Genomic DNA, 16,185 nt, shown 5'->3' with positions numbered 1-16,185 from the left:
CGTTGAACGGTCGGGTGGTGATCAAAGGTGAGTTCGATGCGTTGACCGGCGAAATGCTTCTCTCGGCGTTGTCGGGGTTGTCGATGCCGACCCCTGCCGCGGACGGGACTCCGGATGCGCGGTCGGCAGCCAAGCGGACGGCGGATGCGTTGACGGAGTTGATTCGCCGGTATCTCGACAACGCGGCGACCGGATACGACGGTGGTCAGCGTCCGCATGTGAATGTGCATGTGTCTGCGAAAGATCTTGCGGAGCATCGGGACTGCGCCTCGACTCGAGCGACTGCTGCCGGTTCAAATGTCGGAGCCAGTGACTTCGAAGACATAGCCAGCGAGGATGCGCCGGTGTGGAGCTTCGACGACCTCGACGATCTCGATGTCGGGCACATGCCGTGGATGGGACCGCTGAGCATCACCCGCACCCGGATGCTCGCGTGCGACTGCATGCTCTCGACGGTGCTGCTGGATGAGAACGGTGCCCCGCTCGATGTCAGTCCGCTCAAAAGGTTGGTGTCGGCGGCGCAGCGGACGGCGTTGATCGCCCGCGACAAGGGGTGCGCGTTCCCCTCGTGTGATGCGGTGCCGGCGTGGTGCGATGCGCACCATATTCGGCCGTGGTCGCAGGGTGGGTTGACGGTGATGGACAACCTCACCCTGCTCTGCCGAGCGCACCACACTCTGATTCACCGTAAGGCCGGTTTTGCGGGGCAGTGGGAAATCAAGATGGGGTCCGATCGGAAGCCGTGGTTTATTCCGCCGGCGGGAATCGATCCGGAACAGCGGCCGCGGCGATCAAACCTGCGTCCGGGTCCGGTGCTACGCACGTGAGAATTGTTGCACCACAACTGCAGACGTGTCAGGCTTCGCATCAGATTCTCGCCGATGCGAAGCCCACACGCGCGCCTAGGCACTGCCGGTTGCGCGATAGTCCTACACAGTCAGAGCGCAGCAAAAAGGTCGACTGTATTGCCATCCGGATCGAGCAGCACTGCGTAACGCTGCCCCCACACAGCGTCGAATGGTTCCTTATGGCCAGGGAACTCAGCCGTAATCCGCACATAAGCCTCGTCGACGGCGTCGGGCGTACCAAAGTCGAAAGCCAAAGCCACCGGATGACGGCCATCCGTGACAACGAAGTCCGGATCAAAACTGGCGATCGTGGCGAGTGCATCCCACGCCAGACGCAGTCCGTTGTCGAAGGTGAATTCGACATGTGGCGCGTCGGACGGAGTCTCGGGAATGTCGAGTCCCAAACTCCGATAAAACGCGAGTGAACGATCGAGGTCGTTGGTGACGATTCCGACGAGGTCGAGTCGTGGTGACACAGACACGGTAATTTCTCCTGCTTCGGTTCGAGAAGTGTTCGACAAGTGTGTGACGATCAATCAATGACTGCCACGGACACCTTCAACTCCGACGGTAGTCGCACGGCCAGGGTAGGTCTTGAACAAACCGGCCACACCTATGCCGAGCGGCCCGTCGAAGGCGGCACGGAGTTGTTCAACTGCTTGTGGAAGAGCACGAGCTCACACAAATCTGCCAGTGACCCCAAGCGAATAATCCCGGACCTGTGCGCTGATTTCATCGTCGACAGCACCGGTAAGTCCTGGCTGGTCGGGCCGGCGACGACAGCAGATCTCGTGACGATCACGCCCGGTGCAACCCTGTGGGGAATTCGGATCAATCCCCCCGCATTGCGTTCGATCCTCGGAACCGAAGCCGAAGACGTACGGGACTCCAAAATCAGCTTTGCCGACGTGCTCTCTTCCAAGCAATCCCGCTTGCTGACGGAGGCTCTTCGAACCGAAAGAGTCGACGCTCGCATGCTGGAAGTCTTATGGCCGAACGCACACCTGGATGCACACGCCGTCAGCGGGTACAAGGCTCTCACTGCTGCACCCAGCACGTCGATCCGTGAGATTACTGCCGACCTCGGAATCTCCGAACGGCATTTTCGACGCACCATTTCGACCTCGGTAGGGCTGTCCCCCAAAATGATTCAGAAGGTTCAGCGTATGCAGAATGTGCTCACCCTTGGCCGCCGCGAAAACACGTCGCTGGCAACCCTCGCAGCGCACAGCGGGTACGCCGACCAGGCCCACTTGTCCAGGGACGTCCAGGCACTGACCGGCATCACCCCGACGCGGCTACTTCGCGATCACGGCTAGCCGAGCTCAGCCCAACGCGTCGAACCGTGGAATCAGATACTCGGACACCCATTTTGCCTCTTCGATGAGCGGCCAACCCGCGAGAATCAGTGCGGTGAGACCGGTGCGTGCACGAAGAGTCCGTACCGAATCGGTGATCGAATCCGGATCGCCGACGTAGTAGACCGCCGAAGAACCGGTTCCGAAGATGTCGAGTGGTGACCACGCAGTGATTCCGGCGTAGAGACCGTCACCGACGTACAGGTCCTCAGGTTCCGGAAACTTCCCGGCCGCGATGGTGTCGACCCAACCCTGACGCTGCGCGTCGCGAGCTGTGAACGTCTTCAGATCCTGCTCCCCGTGCGTGCGTCGACGCACCGCGTTGTCGAGAACATGTGTGATCTGGTCGATACCGGTCTTCTCGAACAGCGAACGGAACCGTTCGAGCGCTTGCGCTTTCGTGGGCCGAACGATGACACCGGTGAGCGCACCGAAGTCCGTGAATTCTCGTCCCGCGTTTTCGGCAGCACCGCGCGCCGCAGTAAATTTATCCTCGATGAACGATGTCTCGCGGAGCATCGCAAGATATGTGTCGAGCACCTTGCCTGAATTGGCCAGTCCTGCGGGCGAATCACCGGTTCCCCACAGTGGAACCCGGTGACCGGCTGGTGCATCGATCCGCAGCGGCGTGTTCGGGAAGTTCGACTCGGTACCCTCGGCGTAAATGCGGCGGAAGTCAGCCCAGTACTGCTCGCCTAATTCGTATCGCCGATCATGCTCGACGTTCATGTCGTACTTCGTGAGGATGTTCTCGCGTCCGTTGACCGAGTTGATCATCAAGCGTCCGCCGCTGAAAGCGTCGAAGGTGAGCGCCTTTTCGGCAAGCAAACGCGCCGGTGTCATGTTCGCGTAGACAGCCACCAGGAACTTCATTCGAGTTGTATGCGAGGCGGCCCAGGTCGCCGAGATGAAGGGGTCGTTGGGCCAGGTAGCAACCAGCGCGCCTTCGAATCCTCCGTCGTCGATCGTTTTCGCCAACTCGATTTGCCTCGCACCGTCCACCGGGTAGAGGCCATCCGGGGTCCACGGGAAGTCGCCGTCGGCTTGCGTCAGGTACCAGAAAGTCTTGACACTCATCAGTTTTGCGCTCCAGTCGGCAATTCGAAAGATTCGACGCGCGCTCGCGTCCGGATGGTATCGGCGTCGACGGTATAGAGAGCGTCGAGGTAGGCCACGGCAAACGATCCCGGACCGGTCGAGTTCATCTCGGCGATTTCGGACGCGACCGCGACGTGAGTGTGCGCCGCAACGAGGCCTTCGAGCGCCGTTGGTGTCACTGCCAGATACGCGGCGACGAGTCCACCCAATGAGCAACCCGTACTCGTCACGCGAGGAAGCAGAGCGCTACCACCTGACACACGCACGCCGCTTACGACGCCTTCACTGTCGCGGCCCACGATGTAATCAACAGGCCCCGATGCGGATACGGCATCGGAATGCTTCAACAGAGCGATGGCCGCTGGAACGGCATCGACGGAATCCGATGCACTGTCGACTCCACGCGTATCCCCGCCGAGACCTGCGAGCGCGATTATCTCCGAAGCGTTGCCTCGAATGGCAGTTGGACGGTATCGAAGGAGTTCCACGGCAATGTCACTGCGCCAAGGCAATCCGCCGACGCCGACCGGGTCGAGAACCCAGGGAGTGTCGGCCTTCTGTGCGGCCTCCGCAGCAACTCGGAATGCAGCGGCAGTCGCGTCGTCGGGGGTTCCGAGGTTGACCAGCACTCCCCCGGCGATGGCTGCAAAACCTGCGGCCTCGTGCACGTTGTCGATATGCGCGTTGCTCGCGCCGGCAGCAAGCAGGACATTGGTAAGGAAGTTCGCGGAGACGATGTTGGTGAGCGAATGAACAAGCGGCACCTGCTCACGCAATGCATCGAGAGCAGTGGCAACGGAATCGGCAGTAATGTTGTGGGACATGAGTTTTCCTTTACGCAATCAGTCTGTACGGGGCCGGTCAATCACGACCCGTGACATCGATCGCCTTCGCCGGGCGCATCTCCGATAACCATCGGTAAGGTCGGATCGGCAGTCCATTCCTCGAGGGAACCGTCGTAGATCTTGATGTCGTCATACCCACTCATCACCAAGCCGAGACCGGCAAGGCATGCGGAAACACCTCCGCCGCAGTAGATTACGACGGGTTCCGAGCGGCCACGCAGGACCGATCGGGCACGTGTGGAGACTTCGACACTCGGGAGCATCCGCCCCTCGTCGTCGAGCAGGCTCTTCGCCGAAAGGTTCACACTCGCCGGAATATGCCCGCGGCGTGAGTACCTCGTCTTTTCCGTACCCGCATATTGCTCGGGCGACAGGGCACATACAAGTGTTCCCGGCTGGGATCCGGTTGACACAGCAGCGACCAGATTCTGATCAACCCAAAGGCCGAGGTCGACGACACTCCAAGATGTGTCTGCACGCACAGGCACTGCTTCCTCGCCGGAAACAACAGGCAATCCGATCCGAGTCCACTCGGCGAGTCCGCCGTCGAGAACTCGCGCATCGATACCCGCATTGCGGAGCACCCACCAAAATCGCGAGGCCCACGTCATCGACCCCTGGTCGTAGATCACTATCGACGCACCAGGCTCGACTCCGAGCGCTACGAGGTCGTCTGACAACTGATCGGCGCTGGGTCGCGTGAAGTGCAACGATGCGTCGTGATCGGAGAACGTCGTCATCAGGTCTATGTGACGGGAACCCGGGATATGACCCTCGACCCAACCCTCGTATCCCGATTCCGGTCGATAGTCGCCGTCGAACCTCGCCGGCGGAAAATGCACGCTCACGTCGAGCACAACCACGTCAGCCTCGGCCAAAAGCGCTTCGAGTGCCACGGCACCGATCAACGGCGAGTTCAATTCACTCGTCACGAAGCACCTTCCTTTCGAAATCGACACTGACGAACCTAAGTGAGTACTAGCGTATACGCAAGTACTCACGCGCTCTCAGTGGCATAATCGAGCAAGCTTCAGCAACAAGAAGGAACGGGGACGCATGAGCGCCGAGGAAACTACGAGCAGCACACACCTGCTGGTGCCGGAGGCAGCACTGGGCCGCTCGGACCAAACCTCACGGCAGTACCTACGACTGCGTGCAGACATCTTGGACGGCAAATTCACGCAAGGCGCACCTCTGCACGAAACGCAACTGTGCGAATCGTACGGAGCCTCGCGCACACCGATTCGCGAAGCACTGAATTGGCTTGCACACGACGGACTTCTCGAGCGGGCCGCGCGTGGATTCCGCGTCCGCTCCGGAACGCCCGAAGACGTCATCGAAATCTACGCAGCTCGGGTCGCCTTGGAATCAGAAGCCGCCGGCGCAGCTGCACTGCGGCACAGCGACTTAGATCTCGCACGGCTGGAACAGCTCCACACCTTCTGCTGCACGGCCACCGAAGGAACGGAAGTCAGATCAGGAAACTTCAAGTTCCACGAGGCCCTCTGGCAGGCCGCCCACAATTCCACGATTATGTCGCTGCTCATCCGCCTGACCACACAACTTCGAATCTACGACAGCGGACCACCCTCGAACTATGGGGAGCCCGACCTACTCAACGCCGAACATCAGCAGATCCTGGACGCCATTCGCGCCCGCGACGAACGGACCGCGCGCGAATGCATGCGCACGCACCTCGAACGCAGCCGCGACCAACGAATCAAGATGTTCGCAAGCAACTAGCAGCACCGTCAGTACGACCACAACCGCACGTCCTTCGAGATGGCCGTGCGGTTGTTTCTGTCACCCACGCCATAAAACAGGGTAGTCAATCCTTACTAAACGTATGCTAACCTATCTGCAAATAGGATATTCATTTCGTTATTCGGGTAACCGTCACCGTAACAAGCCTTTTCGGAGAAATTATGCGTCCGCAGCACACCTCAGCCACAATCGGAAACGCCATGACGCGCCGCCAACTGATCCGATCGATGGGTGTGGCCGCCGCCGCACTCGGAGCTTTCGGAATCACGGCCTGCTCGAGTCGCACGCCCGTCACCGATGCCTCGGCTACCGAGGGCACATCGAAACAATTTACCGTCGTCGACCAGTATCAGAACACCATTACCTTCGATACTCCGGTCGGGCGGATCGCCTCGACGATCATCCCGGTTCCCTCGATGATCGCCGGTTCCGATCAGTCGATCTCACGCAATGTCGGTGTCAACTCCAGCGCTATTTCCCTCGCCAAGAACGGCATGCTGGCCACGATGTTCCCCGAATTCCTCAACACCCCGGTAGTTTCCGGACCTGACTTCGTTCCGAACGTCGAACAGATCGTCTCGCTCAAACCAGATGTCGTGATCCAGTGGGGCGACAAGGGTGACGATATCGTCGCTCCCCTGCGCAACGCCGGATTGAAGGTCATCCTCCTCAAGTACGGAACCCAGGAGGATCTCGAAGCGTGGATCAACATCTTCGGTGACCTGCTCGACAAGAAGCCGCAAGCGCAGAAAATACTCGCCCGCATGGCCGTCGATCGCAAGACCGTCGAGTCCATCGCCGTCTCGAACGCCGCCAAGGCTCCACGCGCGATGTACTTCTACAACGCCCTCGAGACCAAGGTCTCCGCCGACAACACCTACATGGACTTCTGGATCACTCTCGCCGGCGGCAAAAACGTCGCCCGCGGTGCCGGGAAGGGCACCAGCGTCGCTGTCACCAAGGAGCAGATTCTGACATGGGATCCGGAGGTTCTGGTTCTCGGAAACTTCGACGCAACCACTCCCCAGGACATCTACGACAACCCTAACTGGGCATCACTGAGTGCGGTGAAGAACAAGCGCGTCTACAAAGCACCGATCGGCGGGTTCTCCTGGGATCCCCCGGGCAACGAGTCGAACCTGATGTGGCTCTGGGTTGCCGAGATCTTTTATCCCGAAGCACAACTCGATCTCGATCTGCGCAGCCGTATTCGCGAAACGTACCAGTCACTGTATGCCTACGATGTCACGGACGCCGAGATCGACCGCATCCTGCATCTCGAGTCCAACAAGGTGAGCACGGGCTATGACTCGTTCAGCGCTTGAGAGTGCAACCCTTGGCGGTGATGCAACTACCGCAGACGCCGGGAAACCCTCCCGGCACAAGCCTTTCACTGTTCCATTGATCCTGACCTTCGGCATCCTCGTGATCGGCTTAGCAGCCCTTGCCATCGGCCGATACACCATTCCGGTCAACGAAGTCGCCCGCATCCTTATCGATCGAGTGATTCCGTTGGAACAGACCTGGACCGAGGTCGAGTCGCAAGTTGTTCTCGGCGTTCGTCTCCCGAGATTGTTGCTCGGCATGCTGGTCGGCGGCGGGCTAGCTCTGGGCGGATCGGCACTGCAAGCAGTGTTCCGGAACCCCTTGGTAAGCCCACAGGTTCTGGGCGTCTCCTCGGGTGCATCCTTTGGCGGGGTGCTGGTCCTCATGCTCGGCCTCGGCTCGGCATTCCTCGTCGGCGGAGCGTTTGTCTTCGGTATCGCTGCGCTGGTTATGGTCACCGCCATCGGCAAAACCCGCTCAGGCAGTTCGATACTCATGATCGTACTCGGCGGTGTGGTGACCAGTGCGTTCTTCTCAGCGCTCGTCTCACTGATCACCTACCTTGCTGACCCGTACAGCACACTGCCGTCAATTGTCTTCTGGCTCATGGGTTCCCTGGCGACCGCCGATATGGGCAAAGTTGCGATCGCCGCAGTTCCGATCCTGCTCGGCAGCGCCGTGATTCTAGGACTCCGCTGGCGTGTGAACATTCTCTCGCTCGGCGACGACGATGCCGCATCGCTGGGCATCAAGCCTCACCGCCTACGTATGTTGCTTCTGGTCATGGTCGCATTCATAACGGCCGGCGCCGTTGCCGTATCCGGTGTCGTCGGTTGGGTCGGCCTGGTCGTTCCACACCTGGCCAGGCTGTGGGTTGGTCCCGATCATCGGATCTCGATGCCGACGACGTTTGTTCTCGGCGCGGCATACCTGACTGTGATCGACACTCTTTCGCGCACGATCAGCCCCGGCGAGATTCCCCTGGGAATCCTCACGGCAATCATCGGCGCTCCGGTATTCGTCGTTCTCCTTCGCAAGTCGAGCAGACAGGCGTTCATCAATGCTTGAGCTAATGGATCTCGGCTTTCGGTATCCCGGGCGGGACTGGGTATTTCGACACACCAACCTGACCATCGCGTCGGGCTCGATCACCTCGATTCTCGGCCCTAACGGCAAGGGCAAAACCACCCTGTTGCGGTGCATTGCGGGGCTGACCAATCCGGAGGAAGGTCGGGTCATCAGAGATCCGAACATCGGCTACGTCCCACAGGCAACAACGTCAAGTTTTGCGTACTCGGTGTTCGACATGGTGCTGATGGGCCGGGCAAAGAAAGTCTCGACATTCGGAACTCCCGGCAAAGCCGATGTCGCACAAACTCGTAGCGTTCTCGAACGAGTAGGTATCGACCATCTTGCGGCGTCGAATTTCACCGAACTATCCGGCGGACAAAGACAATTGGTCCTGGTCGCCCGCGCGCTGAACACAGACTGCACGTTCATGATTCTCGATGAACCAGTCTCCGCACTCGACCTGCGAAACCAAGCGCACGTTCTCCAACTTCTGCGCGAACTCGCAGCAGAAGGCATGGGAATCCTGCTGACCACGCATCACCCCGATCACGCGCTGCACCTCGGCGGAGACGCAGTCGTCATGTACGGCCCCGAGGAGATTGTGGTCGGCGGCGTGGAATCCCTCGTGACGGGCGAAACCCTCTCCCGCCTCTACGGTATCGACGTCGCAACCGAAACCGTCCTCGATCGTGGTAGTCCGCGCACCGTGGTCTACACCCGCTATGACAATTTCGCGGTGGCCGACGACGACCTCCGTCTCAAAGAAAGCTCGCTCTCATGACTGCCGAAAGTGGCACAGCCACAAAAACAATCACCCGAGTTCTGCACTTGGTGATGGGTTCCAATACCGGCATGTCCGGTGACGCCTCCAATACCGCGCTGGTGCGCAATGTCGATCTCTACGAACTCGATACGATCGATCTGAGCGCCGTCTCGGGACTCATCATCAACGGAAACTGCGATCAGATCTACCTGGAGCGCCACAAAAACGTTCTCACCGACTTCGTCACTGCCGGTGGTCGCATTGCCGTGATGGGTCATCCACTGACGGATTTCCTTCCGGGACTGGGACAGTGGCGCAAACTTCAGTACTCGGGACCCAAGGATCTTGCCATCTCAGCCGGCAGCCCTCACCCCGTGTGGGCCGGCGTCGATCCCGCTGATCTCAGTTTCCGCAAGGAAGTGTCGGGGTTCTACGGGCGCGGCTACAGCCAGAAGTTGCCGGACAACGCCATCGTCACCAATTACATTGGTCGTCATGGCCTTCCGGTCGATTACGTCTACCCGCTGGGCGCCGGCGAGGTACTGGTTCACGGCGGAATCGATCTCGCAGTGTTCCAGGCTGATCCCAACACGTCCTCACGTGTCTTTCCGCAACTCCTGAACTGGCTCGGCCAGCTCGACCGAACGGATATCTGATGTCTACCCTCGAAGCCTTCAACCGCACGGATCGCGCTCCCCTCTCCACGCGCAACCTTGCGATCGTGCACGGTGGATCGCATTTCCACTTGCAGACCGTCAAAGATCCGGCTGTCGTCGCCCACCAACCTGACTTCCACTACCTCGCTGACCTACAGCCCGGTGACCTCGACGGTGTCACGACGCTGATTCTTGCCGACCGTCTGCATCCGGAACTGCTTCGCAAGCATGCTGCCGAATTCCTCGCTGTCGCCGAACGCGGCGGAACCCTGGTGGTTCTGGGTGAGAATGCCGCGCACACCTGGCTTCCCGGTGTGACTTGGAGCCCACGCCCGACCAACTTCTGGTGGTGGCGAACCGGCGAAGATCCGATGATTCGCACACGCAGTCACGATCACGAATCGTGGAACTACCTGACCACGAAGTCTGTGATCTGGCACCACCACGGTCTGCTCCATACCGATGCAGACGTTGTCCCACTTCTGGTCTCGGAAGAACCCGACTCAGAAGGTAACTCTCATGACGCCGGAATGATGCTCTTCGAGGACACCACGTCGACGGCCGGCCGGATCATCGCGACTACCTTGGATCCGACGTACCATCACGGCAACAACTTCATGCCGGGTTCTACCCGTTTCCTCTACGCTCTCCTGCGTTGGGTCGACCACACGTAGTCGCCCGGTCGCACGAAATACGGTGCCCGTATCGCTTCCGATACGGGCACCGTATTTCGTTCTCGACGTGTCAGCGCTGAACAAGCCAGTCGAATAGCTGTGGCGACATACGTGAGGCCGAATTGTCATCACTGTGCCAACCGGTCAGATCGTTGCCCGAATGCACCAGCACGTGGCCCTCTCCGAGAGGGTAGACGTAGTCGAGCGGCACTCGCGAACGACCGATGTGAGTCGTGACCACGGCGCCGTCCGGCAACTTCTGCGGGTATCCACGGGCGTAGAAGCCCGACACTTCCTTGCGTGTGGTCAAATCCGCAGGATCAACACCGTCCCACACCGAATGCGGTTCACCGATCGTGATTTCCAGGTCCTTAGGACCCGAGTACTGAATCTTCTGCCAGCGCGAAATACCTTCGAGAAATTCGGTGACCACGTGACCCATCACCGCGATACGACCACCCGCCCGAACAAATGCTGTGAGTTCGTCACCCTTGCGCTCGAGAAAGATCTGATCACAATCGGAAGTGACAACCAACCCGGCAACCGACGACAGATCAAGATCGTCGAACTCGTACAGGTCGAAATAGGACGCACGCGAGTCGGTCGGATGTGCAGATCCCTTGCGCATCACCAGATTCACGATTTCAGAGGCGACCGCGACGTTAGATGTCACTGCGCGACCGCACTGGGCACAACATCGTAGATCTGATCTGCGGGGGCCGCCATGACCCGTTCAGTCATCTCGAGCTTGAGGACCTCCAAGCGCCCTAAGTCCGCGGCCGACTTCTCAGCCTTACCCACGAGCGCAATGAACTCGTCGACTACAAAACCTGCGTCACGGATGATCAGAGTGATGCTCTTGCCACGATAATCGATCTGAAAGACGTAAATTTCCAGTGTGGTTCCGCGTTCGGGACGAGCCAGGGCAGGGTCGACAGTGTAGCGCCCCTCGGTGACACCACGGGTAACCAACTCGAAAGTATCGCGCACCCCAGGACCACCGTGCGATGTCGTGACTACAAGCTCACGACGTTCGACGGGTCCGTCGGTCCCCAGGACCTCGAGCGCGCGCTCGATCACCTTGTACGCGTGAGCAACTCCGCCGGGTGCCTGTGGTCCGTGGTAACGGAGGCCGTCGTCGAAGGTAAATTCGAGAACCTTGCCCTGATCGAGCACGGAAAGGGCTGTGGTCATGTCGCTATCCTAAGCTGGGTTGGTGAAAACGTCAGATGGTCGCGAGTGCGGGCTCTACGTCGTAGACCTGAGCGGCCGGCTGCGCCATCACACGATCAGCCATCTCCTGCTTGACGACGACCAATCGGGCTTCTTGTTCGGGGGTTCGGTTCGCCACTCGAGAAAGCGAAATGTATTCGTCTACGACAAATCCGTCGTCGCGAATGACGACGGTGATGGCGGTATTCCGATATTCGATCTGAAAGACGTAGTTCGCCAAAGTGGTTCCGCGTTCCTTGCGGGCGAGCGCGGCGTTAACCGTGTAGCGGCCCTCGGTGACACCACGGGTAACCAACTCGAAGGTATCGCGCACTCCTGGTCCACCGTGTGCGGTCGTGACCACCAGTGCGCGACGCTCGACAGGGCCGTCGGCGGACAGAACCTCGAGCGCACGTGCAAGCACCTGGTACGCATGGGCAACTCCGCCGGGCGCGAGCGGCCCGTGGTAGCGCAGGGCATCCTCGAAGCTGAATTCGAGCGTCTTTCCTTGATCGAGCACAGTGAGGTTGTCGGTCATGGTGCAGTCCTAAGCGAATTGGTGGCAAAACCGGAAATCCATGGCATGAAGCCATCCAAGAACTTTTCGGTCGCAGGCATGAAATAGGCCCCGAAGTGCGACATCGGGTCCAAGGTGGCAACTACCAATGTACCGGGCGTACTTACCTGATCGACGTACGCCAGCACGTCGCCGTTGGGAAGTGTGAGCAGCGTCTGGGCACCTTCGGGGGGATGAACAGCACCGTGGAAATGCCAAGTGCAGTCTTTCAATCCAAGATGAGTGAAGAAAGAATGATCCGGATTCGGGGTACTCATCCCCATATCGGCACCTTCTTCGAGCCACCACCAGTAGTTGGTCGGGCGATGGTCCCAGCGCACACCGGGCAGGAACTCCGGCAAAGGTTCGCCGCCGCTGAAGGAAACGACCGTTCCTCCGTTGGCGAGATATTCCAGGATCTTCGGCGCGGCAGCATTGAGGAGACCACGATGAATTCGTTCTGGAATGATGATGCCGTCGTAACCGGAGAGATCGGTTTCGGCCAGATCCGGCAGGTACAGCAATCCACCGGTGAGATGCTCGGCGTACTTCGGAGTTGTCAAGGCGTTGTGGTGGTGGGAGCTTCCACCGAACACTGCCGCCACACCGCGGCCCGTTCCGGTGCCCACCGTCGTCGGGACCGGCGCCCAATCGTCGACGTGAGAGCTAGTCCGGCGCTGACTCGATTGCAAGGATTCGGCTTCGCCGAGAGCCCAGGCCGCCAGTTGCTTCGGAATTCTCGCCGCGGTGTTGTCGTCGAGACCCGAGGCATAGCCGAAGAGGTCGCCGGTCGCGTGGACCAGGATCGTACCCGCGGTCGAGACGCGGTCGATGTACGTAACGGGCTGACCACCGATCAGACGCACCAGTATGTCAGCGCCCTCCGGGACCGGATGGTGGCCCCGGGCAAAGAATCCTGCCACGCCTTTACGTTCGGTCATGTGCCCCTTGTCGACGCCCTCGAAGATCGGGTGGTCGGCAACCTCGGTCACCACATACAGCCGTCGTGTCTTCGGCAGCACCGGCTCGAAATACTGCGCGCCCGGAAGCCAATCCTGGTCGAGGTGCCCATTGAAGATGACGACCTTGCCGGCATCGAGGAACCGTCGGATGACGTCGCGGATACGGGTCAGATGAATCTGATCGACGTTCGAGGCGACTACCAGGACACTGTGCGGTTTGAGTGAGACATCATTGACTGCGTAACAGTCGATCTGCGAAACATCGTACCCTAGTTCACCTTTCGCAAATGGCGATGCCTCGCCAGTCGGATACATGGTCACTAACGCAAACTCTGACATATCTGTCCCTTCTCGCCGAGTTACGAACGAGCTGCAGCGGCAACAAGCGCCGCAGTGTACTGATGCTGAGGATTTCCGAGCACCGATTCGACCGAACCGGACTCCACTACTCTGCCACCCTGCATCACAACCACTCGATCCGAACCACGCTGAGCCAGCGCAAGATCATGCGTGATATGCAGGATTGCGATGCACTGGTCCCTGCACAACCGCACCATCAAATCGATGATCTCGACGCGCAGTGACGCATCGAGGCCACTGGTCGGCTCGTCGGCGAGGATCAGCCTCGGCTTGGTCACCACAGCGCGGGCGAACGCCACGCGCTGTCGCTCCCCACCGGACAGCTCGTACGCATACCGCGTCAAGAAGCGTTCGGCAGGAATCAAATTCACCGCTTCCATTGCCGCCAGCACGCTATCGCGTCGGAACTCCTTGTCTCCGATGCCGTGAATCGCCATCGGTTCGGCGACGATCTCCGCCACTGTCAGACTTGGCGGCAGTGACGCGTAGGGGTCCTGAAACACCATGTGAATGTCGCTACGAACAGCTCTCGCCTTCTTTCCCCGCAAACCGAGGATTCTGGCACCGTCAAAGGTCACCGTTCCGGAGTCAGGACTGCCGAGTCCGGCAACAATCCGCGCCACTGTCGATTTCCCCGCACCCGAACCACCAACGAGAGCAACAGATTCCCCCACATCGACGCTCAGGGAGACCCCCTCGACCGCGCGAACTCCGTGAAATGACACGGACAAGTCCTTGATCTCGAGCAACGTCATCGTGCGGCCTGCAATTCGGCCGCCGGCTCGAGACGGGCAACCGCATCGATCAACCGTCGTGTGTACGGGTGTTGCGGGTTGGTAGTGATGGCACGAACGCTGCCAATCTCCACAATCTCACCGTCTTTCATCACAGCTATACGGTCGGCGATGCGTTCGACGATCGGCAGATTGTGCGAGACGATCAGAAGCGACAAGCCAAGCGAATGCCGCAGCGTCAGTAGCAACTCGAGAATCTCTTCTTCCATCAGGACGTCGAGTCCACTGGTCGGTTCGTCTGCGATCAGCACCGCGGGTTCATTGACAAGTGCCATTGCAATCACCACGCGCTGACGCATTCCACCGGACAGTTGATGCGGATAGGCATCGATCCGCGAGGCGTCGATGCCGACCTTCTCCAGCATGTCGACCGATCGCTCCCTCGCCTCGTCGCGCGTGCATGATGTGTGCACGAGAACCGATTCGACCAATTGATCACCGATTCTGCGAACCGGATTCAATGCACTCATTGCTTCCTGCGGAACTAGCGCAATCCGACTGCCGCGCAATGCTTGCAGGTCTCGTAGCGGCAGACGCGTCACATCCTGACCACAGACTCGAACCGCTCCCCCGACAATCTCTGCCGCTGGTGCCAGGAGTCCGATCGTTGATGCCGCCACTGTCGACTTTCCACTGCCGGATTCACCCACCAGCGCAACAACCTCGTCGACCCCGAGCGTCAGTGACACATCGCGGACACCGAGGCGGCCTTCACCGTACGAGATGGTCAGATTCTCGATCACCAGCGGAGCGTCGGCACGGCCCGCTGGTTCATCGGCCGTAGACTGCGCACGACCCTCATCGCCGCGCTTGATCTTCTTGCGACGCAACAGAACTGGCCGAGACCGCTCTTCGAGAGCGTTACCGATCAGAGCAAAGCCCAGAACGGTCAGGGCGATCGCAAGCCCGGGTGGAAGAATCCACCACAGCCAGGCGTCGGTGAGAAATGCGTTGCGTCCCTGGGCCAGAGCCAACATCGAACCCCAACTGGCATTCGTGACATCACCGAGACCGAGAAAAGCCAACGACGCTTCGAGCAGAATCGCCGTCTTGACGGCAAGGATGAACTGCGGAACGATCAGCGGAAAAACGGCCCGAGATATGTGCCTACGCAGCACATACCACGTCGGTGCGCCCATCGAATTGAGCGAGTGGATGTAGTCGCGCTCACGAAGAGAAAGTACTTGCGACCTCAATTCTCGCGCGAGTCCGGCCCACAGGACCGACGAGATCACCAGGATCTGCGTCGTCAATCCCGGCCCCATGAAAACGCCGATGACGATGGTCAACGGCAGAACCGGCAGGGTCAGGATCACGTCGACGATACGCATCAGAATCGCGTCGACGGACCCCCGGCAGTACCCCGCGAGCACCCCGACCAACGCGCCGACGACAGTGGCCGCGAGGGCTGCCACCACACCGATGAGCAGCGATACCCGTGCGCCGTAGATCAACTGCGACAACAGATCATGCCCGACGTCGTCGGCGCCGAGCCAATGCGCACCCGACGGCTTGGCGAAGGGCGTGGTGACTCGCTCGGCGGGGTCGTACGGCGCTACCCACGGCGCCGCAATGGCACACAAGAGCAGAACTGTAAGGATGGATCCGCCGGCTACTGCCATGCGGAGCGAGCGACGTGATACTCCGCTGGTTCGCCCCGTTGCTGCACCTGTCACGCGGCTACCTCTTTCCGATCGGTTGTGCGTGCTCGTCGGACCCTCGGGTCGATGAGCGGGTAGGTCAGGTCGGCAACAATATTGGCCAGAATGACCCCTAGTAGTACTTTGTTAGGTCGGGAAGGTGTGATGACACAGCGGGCAGGTACCGATCCAATGAGCAAGTGCGCGTTGAAGTTCGCGCACGACACCGTAGAGGGTCAGTCCCGCCCACCCACTTTT

18 protein-coding genes are annotated in these 16,185 nt (G+C 59.8%); 8 read left to right on the top strand and 10 right to left on the bottom strand.

Annotated features, from left to right (window positions below; translation table 11 throughout):
* The coding region (locus MTX36_RS29090; RefSeq protein WP_243623134.1) for an HNH endonuclease signature motif containing protein at window positions 1-827 on the top strand (827 nt) is incomplete at its 5' end.
* 110 nt (window positions 828-937) lie between these two features.
* On the opposite strand, the gene MTX36_RS29085 is transcribed toward MTX36_RS29090, so the two are convergent.
* Window positions 938-1,330, bottom strand: a complete 393-nt coding sequence (locus MTX36_RS29085) for a VOC family protein (protein ID WP_243623133.1) — start codon at window positions 1,328-1,330, stop codon at window positions 938-940.
* A gap of 57 nt (window positions 1,331-1,387) precedes the next feature.
* Here MTX36_RS29085 and MTX36_RS29080 point away from each other — a divergent pair, with 57 nt between their 5' ends.
* The gene (locus MTX36_RS29080) at window positions 1,388-2,167 is read left to right on the top strand and encodes an AraC family transcriptional regulator (protein WP_243623132.1); all 780 of its coding nucleotides are present in this window, start codon (window positions 1,388-1,390) and stop codon (window positions 2,165-2,167) included.
* Between the two features lie 6 nt (window positions 2,168-2,173).
* Here the strand turns inward: MTX36_RS29080 and MTX36_RS29075 are convergent, their stop codons facing one another.
* The 3 genes from MTX36_RS29075 to MTX36_RS29065 are packed head-to-tail and all read right to left on the bottom strand — an operon-like array spanning window position 2,174 to window position 5,081.
* A complete protein-coding gene (locus MTX36_RS29075; RefSeq protein ID WP_243623131.1) occupies window positions 2,174-3,283 on the bottom strand; it encodes an LLM class flavin-dependent oxidoreductase in 1,110 nt (369 codons plus the stop codon).
* A complete protein-coding gene (gene thiM, locus MTX36_RS29070) occupies window positions 3,283-4,128 on the bottom strand; it encodes a hydroxyethylthiazole kinase (protein ID WP_243623130.1) in 846 nt (281 codons plus the stop codon). The genes MTX36_RS29075 and thiM overlap by 1 nt, the downstream gene beginning before the upstream one ends.
* Before the next feature lie 41 nt (window positions 4,129-4,169).
* Window positions 4,170-5,081 (bottom strand): rhodanese-like domain-containing protein, encoded by a 912-nt coding sequence (locus tag MTX36_RS29065; protein WP_243623129.1) that lies wholly within the window; start codon window positions 5,079-5,081, stop codon window positions 4,170-4,172.
* A 124-nt stretch (window positions 5,082-5,205) separates the two neighbouring features.
* Between MTX36_RS29065 and MTX36_RS29060 the strand changes: the two genes are divergently transcribed.
* From MTX36_RS29060 to MTX36_RS29035, 6 genes are all read left to right on the top strand, one after another.
* Window positions 5,206-5,892 carry a GntR family transcriptional regulator gene (locus MTX36_RS29060; protein ID WP_243623128.1) on the top strand — a complete coding sequence of 229 codons (687 nt, stop codon included), beginning with the start codon at window positions 5,206-5,208 and terminating at the stop codon, window positions 5,890-5,892.
* 182 nt (window positions 5,893-6,074) lie between these two features.
* Window positions 6,075-7,238 (top strand): ABC transporter substrate-binding protein, encoded by a 1,164-nt coding sequence (locus MTX36_RS29055; protein WP_243623127.1) that lies wholly within the window; start codon window positions 6,075-6,077, stop codon window positions 7,236-7,238.
* A complete protein-coding gene (locus MTX36_RS29050; RefSeq protein WP_243623126.1) occupies window positions 7,219-8,307 on the top strand; it encodes an iron ABC transporter permease in 1,089 nt (362 codons plus the stop codon). The genes MTX36_RS29055 and MTX36_RS29050 overlap by 20 nt, the downstream gene beginning before the upstream one ends.
* Entirely contained in the window at window positions 8,300-9,091 is a 792-nt protein-coding gene (locus MTX36_RS29045; RefSeq protein ID WP_243623125.1) for an ABC transporter ATP-binding protein, read from the top strand. The genes MTX36_RS29050 and MTX36_RS29045 overlap by 8 nt, the downstream gene beginning before the upstream one ends.
* Window positions 9,088-9,729 carry a hypothetical protein gene (locus MTX36_RS29040; RefSeq protein ID WP_243623124.1) on the top strand — a complete coding sequence of 214 codons (642 nt, stop codon included), beginning with the start codon at window positions 9,088-9,090 and terminating at the stop codon, window positions 9,727-9,729. Before MTX36_RS29045 ends, MTX36_RS29040 begins: the two co-directional genes overlap by 4 nt.
* Window positions 9,729-10,403 carry a hypothetical protein gene (locus MTX36_RS29035; RefSeq protein WP_243623123.1) on the top strand — a complete coding sequence of 225 codons (675 nt, stop codon included), beginning with the start codon at window positions 9,729-9,731 and terminating at the stop codon, window positions 10,401-10,403. Before MTX36_RS29040 ends, MTX36_RS29035 begins: the two co-directional genes overlap by 1 nt.
* Window positions 10,404-10,473: 70 nt before the next feature.
* Here the strand turns inward: MTX36_RS29035 and MTX36_RS29030 are convergent, their stop codons facing one another.
* The 6 genes from MTX36_RS29030 to MTX36_RS29005 are packed head-to-tail and all read right to left on the bottom strand — an operon-like array spanning window position 10,474 to window position 15,963.
* Entirely contained in the window at window positions 10,474-11,076 is a 603-nt protein-coding gene (locus tag MTX36_RS29030; RefSeq protein ID WP_243623122.1) for a hypothetical protein, read from the bottom strand.
* Window positions 11,073-11,597, bottom strand: a complete 525-nt coding sequence (locus MTX36_RS29025) for a hypothetical protein (RefSeq protein WP_243623121.1) — start codon at window positions 11,595-11,597, stop codon at window positions 11,073-11,075. The genes MTX36_RS29030 and MTX36_RS29025 overlap by 4 nt, the downstream gene beginning before the upstream one ends.
* A gap of 31 nt (window positions 11,598-11,628) precedes the next feature.
* On the bottom strand, window positions 11,629-12,153 hold the full coding sequence (locus MTX36_RS29020) for a hypothetical protein (protein WP_243623120.1): 525 nt from the start codon (window positions 12,151-12,153) through the stop codon (window positions 11,629-11,631).
* Window positions 12,150-13,454 carry a hypothetical protein gene (locus MTX36_RS29015; protein ID WP_243623119.1) on the bottom strand — a complete coding sequence of 435 codons (1,305 nt, stop codon included), beginning with the start codon at window positions 13,452-13,454 and terminating at the stop codon, window positions 12,150-12,152. The genes MTX36_RS29020 and MTX36_RS29015 overlap by 4 nt, the downstream gene beginning before the upstream one ends.
* Before the next feature lie 38 nt (window positions 13,455-13,492).
* Window positions 13,493-14,248, bottom strand: coding sequence for an ABC transporter ATP-binding protein (locus tag MTX36_RS29010; RefSeq protein WP_243623118.1), 756 nt, complete (start codon window positions 14,246-14,248; stop codon window positions 13,493-13,495).
* A complete protein-coding gene (locus tag MTX36_RS29005) occupies window positions 14,245-15,963 on the bottom strand; it encodes a dipeptide/oligopeptide/nickel ABC transporter permease/ATP-binding protein (RefSeq protein ID WP_243623117.1) in 1,719 nt (572 codons plus the stop codon). The genes MTX36_RS29010 and MTX36_RS29005 overlap by 4 nt, the downstream gene beginning before the upstream one ends.
* Between the last annotated feature and the right edge of the window lie 222 nt (window positions 15,964-16,185).

The sequence above is a fragment of the Rhodococcus sp. ARC_M6 genome (assembly GCF_022810305.1).
Taxonomy (GTDB): domain Bacteria; phylum Actinomycetota; class Actinomycetes; order Mycobacteriales; family Mycobacteriaceae; genus Rhodococcus_F.
Note: the sequence above shows the minus strand (reverse complement) of the source record. Positions and strands in the feature narration are given on the sequence as shown.